The sequence below is a fragment of the Streptomyces sp. NPDC054961 genome (assembly GCF_053609145.1).
On sequence record NZ_JBSGWY010000017.1, the window covers coordinates 62,871 to 77,367 of the forward strand.

Below are 14,497 nucleotides of genomic sequence, written 5' to 3' on the forward strand. Positions count from 1 at the left end.
GCCGCCCCCCGCGGGCGCCGGGGCGCTTGTCGTGGCGCGGGCGCCCCCGCCCCCCCGGGCGGGGGGGCGCGGCTCCTCTCGCGTACGCCGGGGCCGCGCCCCGGTTCAGGCCTTGCCGCGGCCCGCGCGCAGGTGTTCGGCGACCGGCCCGAGCGAGGCGCGCAGCGCCGCCAGGGCGTCCGGCGGGAGCAGGTCGATGAAGTGCCGGCGGACGGACGCCACGTGGTGCGGGGCGACCTTGCGCATGGTCTCCATGCCCTCGGGGGTGAGGACGGCGTAGAGCCCCCGGCGGTCGGACTCGCAGTTCACGCGGCGGACCAGGCCCGCGGATTCCATCCGGGTGATCTGGTGGGAGAGCCGGCTCTTGGACTGCAGGGTCGACGTCGCCAGGTCGCTCATCCGCATCCGGTGGTCCTCGGACTCCGAGAGGTTCACGAGGATCTCGTAGTCGTTGTTGGTGAGCCCGAAGGGCTGGAGATCCTTTTCCAGCTGGTGCATCAGCAGTCTGCTGACGTCCAGGTGGGTGCGCCAGGCGCACTGCTCGGCGTCGTTCAGCCACTGGGTGGCCGTCTCGGTCTCGATGGTCTCCATGAAAGAACTCTACCTAAGATGTTGAATTGCGTACAAAAATTACCGGGTGTGCTGGTCGCGCCGCGGCGCCGGGCGCTCCGGAGCCCGCTACAGGCCGAAGCGCCGCTGGAGATCGCCCAGCTGTCCGGGCATCCGCGGAACGCCCAGCTGCCCGAGCGGCCCCTGGCCGGCCCCCGGGACGCCCTGGGCGTTGCCCGTGGCCGCGCCGGCGCCCACGGCCCCGACCGCCTGCTCCGGCATCAGCAGCTCCGAGGACTGCAGCAGCACCGTCCCGGCGCCCACGAACTCGAACTGGTGCTCCTCGCCCGAGGAGCCCCCGATGCCCGTCAGCGAGCGCAGGCCGCCGATCACGCCCGACATGTACCCGTGGTCGTAGTGGTGGCAGGGCGACGGGCAGTCCGCCCATCCCACCAGCGCCTGCGGGTCCACGCGCAGCGGCGGCTCCATGAAGACCACCGGCCCGCTGGAGGCCGCGACGAACTTACCGGTCCCGATCAGGGTGAGGAAACCGGGGACGATCGACTGCTTGAGCGCGAGCGAGGGCTGGTACGCGAGCAGGTTCCCCGACCGGATGGTCAGGTTGCCGTTGTCCAGGTCGTAGGAGTTCACGTCGAAGGCCCGGTCGGCGAGCAGCATCTTGCCCTGCCCCTCGGCCACCACCCAGTCGCTCGCGTGCAGCGGCGAGTGGAAGCTGCTGCGCAGCAGCCGGTCGAAGCGGCCGTGGCCGATGCCGTTGAACTCGATGCGCCCGTAGTACGAGATCATCTTGCCCTTCTGCAGGAACCACTGGCTCCCCTTGAGCTCCACGCAGAAGGTGTAGGCGTTGACGTTGTCGTCGGACGGCAGGGTGTGCGGGTCGAACACCGTCGGGCCGCCGGGGCCGCCGGTCACAGGGCCAAAGTTCACAGCTTCTCCTCCGAGGCCTGTACGTACACCGCGCCCTGTCCGGACAGCTCCAGCTGGAACGCCTCGCCCGAGCCCCGCCCGACCATGTCCCGCCAGCCCAGCGCCGCGGAGAGCTTGTTGCGGACCTCGCCGTGGTGGGCGACGTAGGCCTGCGGGTCCACGTGCACCGGCCGCTGCGGGGTGATCGGCAGCTCGATGACCCCGCCGTGCGCCATCACGGCCACCGAGCCGTGGCCCTTGAGGGTGGTGGTGAACAGGCCCTGTCCGGTGACCTGGCCGCGCACCATGCCCATGACCCCGCCCTGCGAGCCCATGAACATCGTGCCCTGCTGCAGGGTGCCGTCGAAGGCGAGGAGCCGGTCCGCCTCCACGTAGAGGGTCTCGCCGGTCAGGCTGATCACCTGGATGTGGTGCCCGCCGTGGCCGAACATCACGGTGCCGCTGCCCTCGACCTCCATCAGCGGGGTCTGTTCGTTCGCCACCCGGCGCCCGATCATGCCCATCACGCCGCCCTGACCACCGGTCAGGCTCGGGGTGAAGGAGACCTCGCCCCGGTACGCGAGCATCGCGCCGCGCTGGCTGTACATCTTCTGGCCCGGCACGACCTGGGCCTCGACCATCTTCGAGTTGAGCTCGCGGAACGGCATCAGACGTCGCCCCCGATGGTGTTGCGCTCGCTGGGCTGCACGTACACCAGGCCCTCGCCCTCGAAACGGATCTGGAACGCCTCGCCCGAGCCCTCGCCGATCAGCGTGCGGAAGGTCACGCCGGACTGGAAGGACTGCTGGAGGTTGCCGGTGTGCGCGACATACGCCCCCGGGTCGACGGAGAGCGGGTACTGGGCGCTGACGCGCAGCACCACCGCCGGGCCGTCGGACGTGATCGCCGCCTGCCCGTTGCCCTCGACGGTCGTCGTGAACAGGCCGTTGCCCGACGTCGCGCCGCGCAGGCCCGTGAACGTGGTGCCGGTGCGCAGGCCGGCGTCGGTGCACAGCAGGTTGCTGGACTCGACGTACAGCTTCTCGCCGCGCAGATTGACCAGATTGATCTCACTCGCCCGGTCGGCGAAGAAGCAGGTGCCGTGCCCCTGAACCTCCATCACGGTCATCTGCTCGCCGGTGAGCCGCCGGGTCACCATGCCGCGGAGGCCTTCGCCGCCGCCGGTCATCTTTTTGAAGGCCATCTGGCCGTCGTACGCGACCATGGCGCCGTTCTTTGCTTTGACGGCGTCACCGGTCAGGTCGACGGCGAGCACCTTGCTGCCTTGAAGTCTGAACTGAGCCACGGGATGACGTTATCGGCAGAGCGCGGGAGCGAACAGGGCCCGGTGGCCGATATGGGTCAGGAATGGTCGGTTCCGACGGTGGCGGACATCACGTCGGACGCGGTCCGGGCCCCGGGCGGATCCCCGACGGGGCCTGCGGAAAGATCACCCCCGGCGGCTGAGACACTGGGCCGGACCCCTGGCATCCATCCCGAAGGTTCTCCGTGGACATCAAGACCGCTTCCGCCCTGCACCGGCTGCGCCTCATCTCCGTACCGGAGGCGCTGTCGTTCCCGGCCCTGCTGATCTTCGGATCGCTGCTGAGCCGGATCTCGGACATCGACTACCTGATGATGCCCCTCGGCGCCCTGCACGGGATCCTGTTCGTGCTCTACGCGGTGTTCCTGCTGGATGTCTGGAACAAGGCGAAGTGGCCGCTCAAGAAGGCCGGGCTGTTCTTCCTGCTGGCGATGGTCCCCTTCGGCGGCCTCTACGGCGACCGGCTGCTCAAGCGCGAGGAGTCGGCCAGCGTGCTCGCGGCCCGCGCCCGTGAGGCGGCCCGCGCATGATGATCGCGTTCTCGGTGACTCCGCTGGGCGTCGGCGAAGAGGTCGGCGCGTACGTGGCCGACGCCGTCCGCGTCGTGCGCGAGTCCGGGCTGCCGAACCGCACGGACGCGATGTTCACCACCATCGAGGGGGAGTGGGACGAGGTGATGGACGTGGTGAAGCGCGCGGTGGAGGCCGTGGAGGCGCGCGCGCCCCGGGTCTCCTTCGTCCTCAAGGCCGACATCCGCCCCGGGGTCACGGACGGCATGACCTCCAAGATGGAGACGATCGAGCGGCACCTCGCCGACGGCTGACGCACTCACACGGCGTGTACGTGCACATCAGTTGGATTCAGCACCGCCAGGTACGCGGCAAGGTCCTCCGGGTGCGGTGAGGACGAGCGTGCGGCCGGCCGCGCGGGCGCTCTCCCGGGCCCGGCGGATCTCGGGGCCGGGGTCGTCCCCCGGACCCCACAGGGACATCGGCCTCTCGGAGATCCGCCGGAGCACCTGGGCCCCGCGTGGCACTGCCGCATGGGGCCGGGTGGGCATGCGGGCGGGAGTGCGTGCGGACGTCGCCTGACGCGGCCGGCCTAGGCGCCGGCGCCCGGACCCGCGGTCAGGGCGATGGCCAGCGGGGTGCGTTCGTAGAGGATCTGATGGCCGTGGCGGGACGCGACCAGGAGGCCCGCCGCCTGAAGGGCCTTCAGGTGGGACGAGACCGTGGAGGGGGCCAGGGACAGGCGGTGGGCCAGGGCCGTGGTCGAGGCCGGATCCGTCAGCGCGCAGAGGACGTCGGCGCGGGCGCGGCCCAGCAGCCGGGCCAGGGCCTGCGGGGCCGGGCCCGCCGAGGCCGTCCACAGGGCGCCGATGCCGCGGGCCGGGTACGCCAGGGTGGGCTGCCACGGCGGGTCGTAGCCGCCGACCACCTCCGGCCAGACGAACGCGCTCGGCATGAGGAGGAGTCCCTGGCCGTCCAGTGAGCGGTCGTGGTGGGTGCGGCGGTCGATCGTCAGGGTGTCGCCCGACCAGTGCAGGTCCGGATGGAGTCCGTCGAAGAGCGCCTCCAGCCCGCCCGCGGCCAGCCGTCGCGAGTGGAAGAGGATGTCGGCCTCCAGCAGGGCCCGCAGCCGGGGCCAGTGCGGGGCGACCAGCGCGTGCCAGGCCGCCTCCATCAGGTCGGCCAGCTCCTGGACGGCCCGCGCCGGATCGGCGAGCATCCGCTGCCCGGCCTCGCTCTCCAGGGCGCCCGGGGTGCACACCAGGGAGCGCCGCAGGTCGTCCCCGGCCGCCTCCGGACCGGTGGCCCGGACCCGCGCCAGCTCCTCCTCGAAGGTGACGGAGGGGCCCGTCGGCGGCGGGCTGAGGAAATCCGGATTGTGTCCGGTGCGCGGCATCAGCAGCCACAGGGGACGCAGGTCCAGTCCGGCCGCCGCCGCGCGGATCTGCCGCAGCCAGGGCAGGTGGTAGGCGTGGCGCCGCCGGTCCAGCAGGACCCGTACCGCCTCCTGCGTCTCCCAGCGGGGGGAGATCGAGAACCGGCAGCGCATCAGGTCCGCCGGGCCGAAGCGGAAGTGGAACGTCACGGTGTCCTCCCCGGACATCCGGCCGGATCATTCGCGCTGGAACGAATCTCTGTCCCCCCAGCCTAGACGTCGTCAGGGTTCTCCGTATGACGACCGTCGACCCGGGCGCGCCCGCCCCCGAACCCCGGACCACGCCCCGGGGGACCTCCGGACCGGAGGAGGCCCCCGCTCCCGCCGCGGCCCCCGTCCCGGCCGCGGACCCCGCGACGGAATCCGCCGCGGACCCCGCGGAGGCCGCCGCGAGGGAATCCGCCGGCTACCGCTCCGTCTTCCGCGTCCGCGAGTTCCGGCCCGTCTTCGCCGCGCACCTGCTGTCCGTGCTCGGGATCGTCGTCGCCGAGATCTCCCTCACCGTCCTCGTCTTCCGCGCCACCGGCTCGCCCCTGATGAGCGCCCTCACCTTCGCCATCGGCTTCGTCCCGTACGCCTTCGGCGGCACCCTCCTCGCCCCCCTGGCCGACCGCCTCCCGGCCCGCCGCGTGCTCGTCGGCTGCGACCTCCTCTGCGCGGCCTGCGCGGCGGTCATGGCCGTGCCGGCCGCCCCGATCGCGCTGCTCCTCGTACTGCGCTGCGCGATGGCCTTCGTGGCCCCGCTGTTCCAGGGCACCCGCAGCGCCTCCCTCGCCGACATCCTCGGCGCCGGGGACGCCTACGTCCTCGGCCGCTCCCTGCTGCGCATGGTCGCGCAGAGCGCCCAGCTCGTCGGCTTCGGCCTCGGCGGGCTGCTGCTCACCGTGCTGGCCCCGCGCGGGGCCATCACCCTCACGGCCGCCGGATTCCTCGGCTCCGCGCTCCTGCTGCGCCTCGGCACCCGGGCCCGGCCCGCCCGCGCCGCGGACGGCGCGCCCCGCAGCTCCCCGCTCGCGGGCCTGCGCGCCGTCCTGGGCGAGCGCCGGCTGCGCGCGCTCACCCTGCTGTGCTGGCTGCCGCCGCTCTTCGTGGTCGTCCCCGAGGCGCTGCTCACCCCGTACGCCGCCGGGATCGGTGCGTCGACCGCCGCGCTCGGGCTGCTGATGTGCGCGCTGCCGGCGGGCACGATCGCCGGGGAGCTGTGGGCGGGCTCCGCGCTCACCGCCCGAACGCGTTCGCGGATCGTGGCCCCGCTCGCCGCCCTCTCGCCCCTGCCGCTGCTCGCGTACGCCGTCCGGCCCGGCGTACCGCTCCTGCTCGCCGCGCTCGTCCTGGCCGGGCTGGCCCACGCCTACACCCTCGGCCTCGACCAGTGGTACGTGGACGCCGTCCCCGAGGAACTCCGCGGCCGGGCGATGACGCTGCTCAGCACCGGCCTGATGACCCTGCAGGGCGTGGGCATGGCGCTGGCCGGGGCCGCCGCGGAGTTCCTGCCCGTCCACACCGTGGTCACGCTCGCCGCCGTGCTCGCCGCGGGCGTGGTCCTGCTGCTCCTCAGGGAGGTCCGCAGGACGGACGGGCCGAGGCGTGAGACGGGTCCCGCCGCCAAATGACCGCCCGGTAGGGTCTGATGCGTGCCCAAGCCGCTCAGCCTTCCCTTCGATCCGATCGCCCGCGCCGACGAACTGTGGCAGCAGCGGTGGGGGCCGGTGCCCTCGATGGCCGCGATCACCTCGATCATGCGGGCGCACCAGATCCTGCTCGGCGAGGTCGACGCGGTCGTCAAACCGTACGGACTGACCTTCGCCCGCTACGAGGCGCTGGTGCTGCTGACCTTCTCCAAGGCCGGGGAACTGACGATGTCGAAGATCGGCGAGCGGCTGATGGTCCACCCGACGTCGGTGACCAACACGGTGGACCGGCTGGTGCGCTCCGGGCTCGTCGCCAAGCGCCCCAACCCGAACGACGGGCGCGGCACGCTCGCGTCGATCACGGACAAGGGCCGCGAGGTCGTCGAGGCGGCGACGAAGGCGCTCATGGAGGTCGACTTCGGGCTGGGCGCGTACGACGCCGAGGAGTGCGGGGAGATCTTCGCCCTGCTGCGCCCGCTGCGCGTCGCGGCCTCGGACTTCGAGGAGAAGTAGCCGGGGCGCCGGCCGGGGCGGCCCGCTGCAAGATCGTGCAAAACGGACGGCTAGGCTCGGCGGCATGAAACGAAGCGTGCTGACCCGCTACCGCGTCATGGCCTACGTGACCGCGGTCATGCTCCTGATCCTGTGCTGCTGCATGGTGGCGAAGTACGGCTTCGGCACCGGCGCCGACCTGACCTTCGCGGTCTCGCAGGCGCACGGCGTGCTGTTCATGATCTACCTGGTCTTCGCCTTCGACCTGGGCTCCAAGGCGAAGTGGCCGTTCGGCAAGCTCCTGTGGGTGCTGGTCTCGGGCACCATCCCGCTCGCCGCCTTCTTCGTCGAGCGCAGGGTCCGTGCCGAGGTCGAGCCCCTCGTCGCGGGCGGCCTGGCCGGCGCCCGCGCCTGACCGCCTCTGATCCACCACCCCCGGAGAGCGACTCTCCGGGGGTTGCCCATCGACATTTACTAGGACGTCCTAGTAAATTCATGGGTATGGACGCTGACGCCATCGAGGAGGGCCGCCGTCGCTGGCAGGCCCGTTACGACAAGGCCCGCACGCGCGAGGCCGATTTCACCACGCTCTCCGGGGATGACGTCGATCCCGTCTACGGGCCGCGGCCCGGCGACACGTACGAGGGCTTCGAGCGCATCGGCTGGCCGGGGGAGTACCCCTACACCCGAGGCCTGCACGCCACCGGCTACCGGGGGCGGACCTGGACCATCCGGCAGTTCGCCGGCTTCGGCAACGCCGAGCAGACCAACGAGCGCTACAAGATGATCCTGGCCGCCGGCGGCGGCGGGCTCTCGGTCGCCTTCGACATGCCGACCCTCATGGGCCGGGACTCCGACGACCCGCGCGCACTGGGCGAGGTCGGCCACTGCGGGGTCGCCATCGACTCCGCGGCCGACATGGAGGTCCTCTTCAAGGACATCCCGCTCGGCGACGTGACCACCTCCATGACCATCAGCGGGCCCGCCGTGCCCGCCTTCTGCATGTACCTCGTCGCCGCCGAGCGGCAGGGCGTCGACCCGGCCGTCCTCAACGGGACGCTCCAGACCGACATCTTCAAGGAGTACATCGCCCAGAAGGAGTGGCTCTTCGAGCCCGAGCCGCACCTGCGCCTCATCGGCGACCTCATGGAGTACTGCGCGAACGGCATCCCCGCCTACAAGCCGCTCTCCGTCTCCGGCTACCACATCCGCGAGGCCGGGGCCACGGCCGCGCAGGAGCTCGCGTACACGCTCGCCGACGGGTTCGGCTACGTGGAGCTGGGCCTCTCGCGGGGACTGGACGTGGACCACTTCGCGTCCGGGCTCTCCTTCTTCTTCGACGCGCACCTCGACTTCTTCGAGGAGATCGCCAAGTTCCGCGCCGCCCGCCGCATCTGGGCCCGCTGGATGAAGGAGGTGTACGGGGCGAAGTCCGAGAAGACCATGTGGCTGCGCTTCCACACCCAGACGGCGGGGGTCTCCCTCACCGCGCAGCAGCCGTACAACAACGTCGTCCGCACCGCCGTGGAGGCCCTCGCGGCCGTCCTCGGCGGCACCAACTCGCTGCACACCAACGCCCTCGACGAGACCCTCGCGCTGCCGAGCGAGCAGGCCGCCGAGATCGCCCTGCGCACGCAGCAGGTGCTGATGGAGGAGACCGGCGTCGCCAACGTGGCCGACCCGCTGGGCGGTTCCTGGTACGTCGAGCAGCTCACCGACCGCATCGAGGCCGAAGCCGAGAAGATCTTCGAGCAGATCAAGGAGCGCGGACTGCGCGCCCACCCGAACGGCCGGCACCCGATCGGACCGATCACCTCGGGCATCCTGCGCGGCATCGAGGACGGCTGGTTCACCGGTGAGATCGCCGAGTCGGCCTTCCAGTACCAGCGCGCGCTGGAGAAGGGCGACAAGCGGGTCGTCGGCGTCAACGTCCACCACGGCTCGGTCACCGGGGACCTGGAGATCCTCCGGGTCAGCCACGAGGTGGAGCGCGTACAGGTACGGGAGCTCGCGGAGCGCAAGGCGGGCCGCGACGACGCGAAGGTGAAGCAGGCGCTCGACGCCATGCTCGCCGCCGCCCGGGACGGGTCGAACATGATCCCGGCCATGCTGGACGCGGCGCGCGCCGAGGCCACGATGGGCGAGATCTGCAACCTGCTGCGCGACGAGTGGGGCACCTACACGGAGCCGCCCGGCTTCTGAGCCCGGGCCCGCAGGGGCCCCGCGGACCCTCGCACACGGGCCGGTCGCGGCCGTCCACCCCCGGGGTGGCGGCCGCGGCCGGCCTTCGTCTTCCCGCGCCCGGGGCCGGGGCGGGCGTCCGGCGCGGTGGTCACGCCCCGGCGGGGCCGGGAGCGGCGCCGTCAGGGCCCTGGAGGCCGTGCATCAGCAGGGCGGTGAAGGTGGCCACCCACACCTCGTCCACCGGCTCCGAGCTGACCAGCGCGCGGTGGACGACCGTGCCCGCGATCACGTCGAAGATCAGGTCCGTGGTGTGCGAGGCGAGGGACTCGTCCTCCTCGTAGGGCAGTTCGCCGCGGGCCTGCGCCCGCTCGCGGCCCAGTACGACGAGACGTTTCTGCCGGTCCACGATGGCCGACCGGATCCGGTCCCGCAGGGCCTCGTCGCGGGTGGACTCGGCGACGACCGCCATCAGGGCGGTACGGGCCTCGGGGCGCCGCAGCAGTTCCGCGAACCGGAGCACCACGTATTCGATGTCGGCCTCGAGCGAACCCCGGTCCGGGAGTTCCAGGGAGTCGAAGAGCTCCGCGACGGCGTCCACGACCAGCTCGTTCTTCCCGGACCAGCGCCGGTAGAGGGTGGTCTTCGCGACCCCGGCCCGCGCCGAGACGTCCCCCATCGTCAGCTTCGACCAGCCCAGCTCCACCAGCGCGTCCCGGGTCGCGGCGAGGATCGCGGCGTCGGCCGTGGCGCTGCGCGGGCGGCCGGTGCGGCCGGCCGGGGAGGGGAGGGGGCCGCCGGAGGAGCCGGCTGAGCTGGGGTTGCGCATGGGCGAGACCATACCCGCCGGTATCGGAACCGCCGGGGGGCCCGCCGGTGTGCTTCAGATCACGGGGCACGGACGGGCGTAGCGAGTTACGCTACGGGTCGTAGCGTAAGAGCGGCAACCACGCGAAGGGCTACCGGCGCCAGGTGGGGACCCGGCGCCACGGCAGGACCAGTACGACGAGCGGGGCCCGGCGCAACCGGGGCAGTACGGGAGTACCAGGCATACCGCGATCGGTTCGTTTCGGCCGATCTTTTTCGTCGGCGCGCGCACACGGGGGAGGATGTACGCATGCAGCCCAGAAACATGTCCATGAGCGGCGTCGTCGACCTCGCCGCGGTGAAGGCGGCCGGCGAGGCCAAGGCGAAGGCCGAGCAGGCCCGCGCCGAGGCGTCCCGGCAGGCCGCTCAGGGCGGTGCGCCCGCGTCCGCCGGTGCGGTGCCGCCCTCCGCGCTCGTCTTCGACACCGATGAGACCCAGTTCGAGAGCCATGTCGTCCCGCTCTCGAACGAGGTTCCGGTCATCCTCGACTTCCGCGCCGAGGGCTTCGAGCAGGGCCGCGAGCTGAGCCTGCTGCTGGAGCGGCTCACGGTCGAGGCGAAGGGCCGCCTGGCCCTGGCCTCGCTCGACGTGGCGGCCAGCCAGAACCTGATCCGAGAGTTCCGCATCCAGGCCCTCCCGGCCGTCTTCGCCCTGGTCGCGGGGCAGGCCATGCCCCTGTTCCAGGACTTCGCGCCCGAGGACGAGGTCCGCGCGATCCTGGCCCAGCTCGTCCAGATCTCCGAGGAGCGCTTCGGCGTCCTCGGCGTCACCGTGGACCCGGCCGCCGAGGGCGCGCACGCCCCGGGCGCCGGCGCGGAACCCGCCGAGGCCCCCGCCGGACCGTACGACGCGCTGCTGGACGCGGCCGTCGCGGCGCTCGACGCGGGCGACCTGGGCGGCGCGGTGCAGGCGTACAAGAACGTCCTGGTGTCGGATCCGGCCAACACCGAGGCCAAGCTGGGCCTCGCGCAGGCGGAACTCCTCGCCCGGGTGAAGGACATGAACCCGCAGGCGGTGCGCACCGCGGCGGCCGAGAACCCGCGCGACCCGGCGGCGCAGATCGCCGCCGCCGACCTGGACCTGGCCGGCGGCCACGTGGCGGACGCGTTCGGGCGCCTGGTGGACACCGTCCGCGTGACGGTGGGTGAGGACCGGGACGCCGTACGGGTGCGGCTCCTGGAGATGTTCGAAGCCGTCGGAGCGGACAATCCGCTCGTCAGTTCGGCCCGTACGGCGCTCGCGCGGGTGCTCTTCTAAGGGCGTCCCGCCGCTGGTCCGGCATCGGTCCGGGTCCGGTCCGGCGCCGGTGATTTGTTGACACGGAGATAAACAGCGGCCGCACTTTGCCAAAACTTGGCAATCGCGGCCGCTGTTACTCGCAGTAAATCGAACCCCGTGAACTGTCCGGTGTGTTCACTCTTCCGCCGATCTGTCGTGGCCCTTGGTGACACCCTGTGTTGCGGCCCGACAGCGGCATGTCTTCCTCAGGTTATCTGGCCGTTACCCGCCAGTAACGAACCCCCTTGTGCCCCGGCCCCGAATGGACCACGATCGGCGACGCTCGGTCCTTCCCGCAGAGCCGCTCATCCGGAGCCGCGGTGGAGGGTCCCCACCGGGCCGGCCGGTGGCAGTGGCACCGGCCGTGGGACAGGGGGGTCTCCGCCACACGGTGGGGCCTGTCCTCGAGGTTGCGCGAACGCGTGGCCAAGTGGTTGTCGCTCGGGGGTGATCGCCGGTGTACGGGATGCGGCTGAGCCGCGGCCCGGCAGCGCGCGCTCCTTCCCGAGGACGTAGCACTTCTCCCATCCCAGGACGGGCACCGCCCGGACCGGAGATGTACGTCCGAGAAGGAGGAACGTAATGAGTTCTCAGATTCGTGGCGGGACCAGATGGAAGCGCTTCGCGCTCGTCATGGTGCCGAGCATCGCGGCCACGGCCGTGGTCGGTGTCGGCCTGGCGCAGGGTGCCCTCGCGGCGTCGTTCGCCGTGTCCGGCCAGGACTTCAAGGTTTCGGCCGACAAGCTCGACGGCCAGAACCTGATCCAGTACGGCGGCGTCGCCGAGGGTCACGACCTCAAGACGGGTGCCGCGGCGCACCACCCGGTCACCATCTCCGGGTTCAGCCACGCCGAGATCACCAACATGTGCCAGTCGCTGGTGACGCCGACTCCGCTCGGCAACATCACGATGAAGCTCCAGACGGGCACCAAGGCGGGCAAGCCCGCCGTGGCCGACAACATCTACCTCGATGTTGCGGAGCTCGACACCGACGCCGAGTTCACCAACCTGGACATCGGTGTCGCCGTCGGCGACGCGAGCCACAAGACCAAGCCGCAGGCCGGTACGGTGGCCAGCCCCTACGCGTTCTCGCAGCGTGCGGACCGCGCGGTGCTGTCCAACGTGCGCCAGAAGGCGTGGGCGACGACGGCGGGCACCTTCAAGCTGCCCGACCTCAAGCTGCGCCTCATGGGTGGCGACCAGCCCTGCTACCAGGACGGGCAGTAATCGTCCCGGGTGCGTAACCGGACGGGCGGGCGGTGACGGCGGCTGTCGCCGTCGCCCGCCCGTCCGGGCTCCACATAGTTCTCAGTACCACCCGTTTCCAGGGAGCTGTTGTCCATGAACCCCCAGGCCCCGGCTTACGTGCGCGCCGAAGACGACGCTTGGCTCACCTTGGTGTACTACCGCTTCCATGGCTGGAGCGGTCGCCGTCCCTTCTGGGCAGGTCTGTTCACGCTCCTCGGTGGTCTTCCGATCGCGTACTTCCCGTACGCGGACCTCCGGCTCGGCAACGTCACCATCGCGATGGCGACGACGGCCGGTGCCGGTTCGCTCATCATCGGCATCCTGCTGATCACGCTGGGCCTGACCCTCTGGTTCCAGCAGGGCGTACGCATCTTCGCCGGGGTCGCCTCGATCCTGCTGGCGCTGGTGTCCCTGCCGGTGTCCAACCTCGGTGGTTTCGGCCTGGGCTTCATCTTCGCCATGGTCGGCGGAGGTCTCGCGCTCGCCTGGGTGCCGGCCAGGCCGGCACAGGACGAGACGGACGCAGGGGGCGGCCGGGGCGCGGCGCAGGCCGTGGACCCGGGCATGACGGGCGCGATGGCGGGTGGGTTCCAGGGCGTACCCGGCCCCCGTGAGACGGAAACGGCATACGCGAGCGAGACGACTGCCCACGCCGATGGCGGGAGGAACAGTGCGGGGTGACGAGACGCAGCGGGGTGTGACCCCAGGTGCGGAGTCCCGTGAGAAGAAGGGCCCGCGCCACGCGGCGCCCAGGAAGTCGCTGCTGACCAAGTTCCAGATACCCGTCGGCAAGACGATGGCGCTGGCAGCCATGCCCACGGCGGTCTTCGTCGGCATGAGCATGGCGCCGAAGCTGGCCGTGGCCGACGACAAGGAGATACCCTTCGCGCCCGGACCGTGCGTGACGCGGTCCGACGAGCCCGCGGAGTCGGCGTCCCCGTCCTCGTCCCCGTCCTCCTCCCCGTCCCCGTCGAAGACCGCTTCGAAGAAGACGGAGCCGTCGCCGGACAAGTCGCCCACCGCGGTGCCCTCGCCGACCGCGAGCCCGTCGGCGTCCCACGAGGCGACGAAGCCGGCCGAGACCCCCGCCAAGCCCGCGGAGAAGCAGGCGGCCCCCGCCCCGGCGGAGGCCAAGGCCACGAACCCGCTGGACCCGCTGGGAGTGGGCGCCGCGGTCAAGGGCTTCTTCGACGAGCTCGGCAAGCCCCTCCAGGCCGCGGTCACCCCGCCCGCCGGGAAGACGGCCGACAAGCCGGCACCCGTCGCTCCCGCCCCCGACCCGGCGGCGGACGCGATCCGCGAGGCCGCGAAGACGGCCGGCGCCGAGGTCTCGGAGCTCTCCGAGGAGGTCAAGGACACCGCGGCCACCCCGAAGGACGAGACGGGCGCCAAGGCCGAGGCCGACAAGAAGGCGGCGGACAAGAAGGCCGCCGACAAGAAGGCCGCGGACGAGAAGGCCGCCGAGGAGAAGGCCGAGGACGAGAAGGACGCGGACGGGAAGGAACCCTTCCCCTGCCCGACCTACGACGCCAAGGCACTGGCCGACGCCGAAGTGGAGCAGGGCATCCCGCTGCTCCCGGACGAGCCCTGGTACCTGGACAGCTCGCTGCTGACCCTCTACGGCCTCGACTACGAGGGCATCGTCGAGGTGAAGACGGCGGGCGGCAAGACCAAGACGGTCCTGAAGTTCACGGCGGACTCGCTGGACATCAAGGACCTGTACCAGACGGTCGGCACGGGCCAGCAGGTCGCGCACCTGAAGTCCCGTCCGGGTTCCACGTCGAAGATCCGCGGGGCCAAGGTGACGATGTACACCGAGAGCCTCAAGGGCAACCTCTTCGGCCTGATCCCGATCGAGTTCAGCCCGAACAGCCCGCCGCCCCTGAACGTCCCCTTCGCGTTCTTCACGGACGCCAAGGTCGTCCAGGCCGGCCAGTTCGGCGGCACGCTGACCGTTCCGGGCCTCAAGAACTACATCGGCCCGGCCGAGTGACGGCTCCCGGCAGGTGAGCACGTAGGTCCGGAGCCGGCGGCCCGCCCCTTGCGAACGGGGGC

16 protein-coding genes are annotated in these 14,497 nt (G+C 71.6%); 10 read left to right on the forward strand and 6 right to left on the reverse strand.

Features of this window, described 5'->3' with window-relative positions; genetic code table 11:
- Positions 1–105 precede the first annotated feature (105 nt).
- The 4 genes from ACWF9Z_RS17465 to ACWF9Z_RS17480 form a co-directional block, all read right to left on the reverse strand.
- Positions 106–582, reverse strand: coding sequence for a MarR family winged helix-turn-helix transcriptional regulator (locus tag ACWF9Z_RS17465; RefSeq protein ID WP_356649429.1), 477 nt, complete (start codon positions 580–582; stop codon positions 106–108).
- Positions 583–678: 96 nt separating this feature from the next.
- Complete coding sequence (locus ACWF9Z_RS17470; protein WP_453603137.1) at positions 679–1,482, reverse strand: AIM24 family protein; 804 nt, start codon at positions 1,480–1,482, stop codon at positions 679–681.
- A gap of 11 nt (positions 1,483–1,493) precedes the next feature.
- Positions 1,494–2,144, reverse strand: a complete 651-nt coding sequence (locus ACWF9Z_RS17475) for an AIM24 family protein (protein WP_453603021.1) — start codon at positions 2,142–2,144, stop codon at positions 1,494–1,496.
- Positions 2,144–2,782, reverse strand: coding sequence for an AIM24 family protein (locus tag ACWF9Z_RS17480; protein WP_449484164.1), 639 nt, complete (start codon positions 2,780–2,782; stop codon positions 2,144–2,146). Before ACWF9Z_RS17480 ends, ACWF9Z_RS17475 begins: the two co-directional genes overlap by 1 nt.
- Positions 2,783–2,985: 203 nt before the next feature.
- Here ACWF9Z_RS17480 and ACWF9Z_RS17485 point away from each other — a divergent pair, with 203 nt between their 5' ends.
- Both ACWF9Z_RS17485 and ACWF9Z_RS17490 read left to right on the forward strand, forming a co-directional pair.
- The gene (locus ACWF9Z_RS17485; RefSeq protein ID WP_453603023.1) at positions 2,986–3,330 is read left to right on the forward strand and encodes a DUF3817 domain-containing protein; all 345 of its coding nucleotides are present in this window, start codon (positions 2,986–2,988) and stop codon (positions 3,328–3,330) included.
- Positions 3,327–3,623, forward strand: a complete 297-nt coding sequence (locus ACWF9Z_RS17490) for an MTH1187 family thiamine-binding protein (RefSeq protein WP_453603025.1) — start codon at positions 3,327–3,329, stop codon at positions 3,621–3,623. Before ACWF9Z_RS17485 ends, ACWF9Z_RS17490 begins: the two co-directional genes overlap by 4 nt.
- A gap of 278 nt (positions 3,624–3,901) precedes the next feature.
- Here ACWF9Z_RS17490 and ACWF9Z_RS17495 read toward each other — a convergent pair whose 3' ends face one another.
- Positions 3,902–4,894, reverse strand: coding sequence for a DUF5937 family protein (locus tag ACWF9Z_RS17495; protein ID WP_453603027.1), 993 nt, complete (start codon positions 4,892–4,894; stop codon positions 3,902–3,904).
- An 86-nt stretch (positions 4,895–4,980) separates the two neighbouring features.
- On the opposite strand from ACWF9Z_RS17495, the gene ACWF9Z_RS17500 reads away from it, so the two are divergent.
- The 4 genes from ACWF9Z_RS17500 (at position 4,981) to ACWF9Z_RS17515 (ending at position 9,069) form a co-directional block, all read left to right on the forward strand.
- On the forward strand, positions 4,981–6,357 hold the full coding sequence (locus ACWF9Z_RS17500; protein WP_453603029.1) for an MFS transporter: 1,377 nt from the start codon (positions 4,981–4,983) through the stop codon (positions 6,355–6,357).
- A gap of 21 nt (positions 6,358–6,378) precedes the next feature.
- A complete protein-coding gene (locus ACWF9Z_RS17505) occupies positions 6,379–6,888 on the forward strand; it encodes a MarR family winged helix-turn-helix transcriptional regulator (RefSeq protein WP_453603031.1) in 510 nt (169 codons plus the stop codon).
- Positions 6,889–6,952: 64 nt separating this feature from the next.
- Entirely contained in the window at positions 6,953–7,282 is a 330-nt protein-coding gene (locus tag ACWF9Z_RS17510; RefSeq protein WP_453603032.1) for a DUF3817 domain-containing protein, read from the forward strand.
- A gap of 86 nt (positions 7,283–7,368) precedes the next feature.
- On the forward strand, positions 7,369–9,069 hold the full coding sequence (locus ACWF9Z_RS17515) for an acyl-CoA mutase large subunit family protein (protein ID WP_453603034.1): 1,701 nt from the start codon (positions 7,369–7,371) through the stop codon (positions 9,067–9,069).
- Between the two features lie 130 nt (positions 9,070–9,199).
- Here the strand turns inward: ACWF9Z_RS17515 and ACWF9Z_RS17520 are convergent, their stop codons facing one another.
- On the reverse strand, positions 9,200–9,877 hold the full coding sequence (locus ACWF9Z_RS17520; RefSeq protein ID WP_453603035.1) for a TetR/AcrR family transcriptional regulator: 678 nt from the start codon (positions 9,875–9,877) through the stop codon (positions 9,200–9,202).
- Between the two features lie 288 nt (positions 9,878–10,165).
- Between ACWF9Z_RS17520 and ACWF9Z_RS17525 the strand changes: the two genes are divergently transcribed.
- From ACWF9Z_RS17525 to ACWF9Z_RS17540, 4 genes are all read left to right on the forward strand, one after another.
- Positions 10,166–11,173, forward strand: a complete 1,008-nt coding sequence (locus ACWF9Z_RS17525; protein ID WP_453603036.1) for a co-chaperone YbbN — start codon at positions 10,166–10,168, stop codon at positions 11,171–11,173.
- A 603-nt stretch (positions 11,174–11,776) separates the two neighbouring features.
- A complete protein-coding gene (locus ACWF9Z_RS17530) occupies positions 11,777–12,421 on the forward strand; it encodes a DUF6230 family protein (protein ID WP_356649298.1) in 645 nt (214 codons plus the stop codon).
- Positions 12,422–12,535: 114 nt separating this feature from the next.
- On the forward strand, positions 12,536–13,123 hold the full coding sequence (locus ACWF9Z_RS17535; protein WP_453603038.1) for a DUF6114 domain-containing protein: 588 nt from the start codon (positions 12,536–12,538) through the stop codon (positions 13,121–13,123).
- Positions 13,113–14,435 carry a hypothetical protein gene (locus ACWF9Z_RS17540; RefSeq protein ID WP_453603040.1) on the forward strand — a complete coding sequence of 441 codons (1,323 nt, stop codon included), beginning with the start codon at positions 13,113–13,115 and terminating at the stop codon, positions 14,433–14,435. The genes ACWF9Z_RS17535 and ACWF9Z_RS17540 overlap by 11 nt, the downstream gene beginning before the upstream one ends.
- The last annotated feature ends 62 nt before the right edge of the window (positions 14,436–14,497 follow it).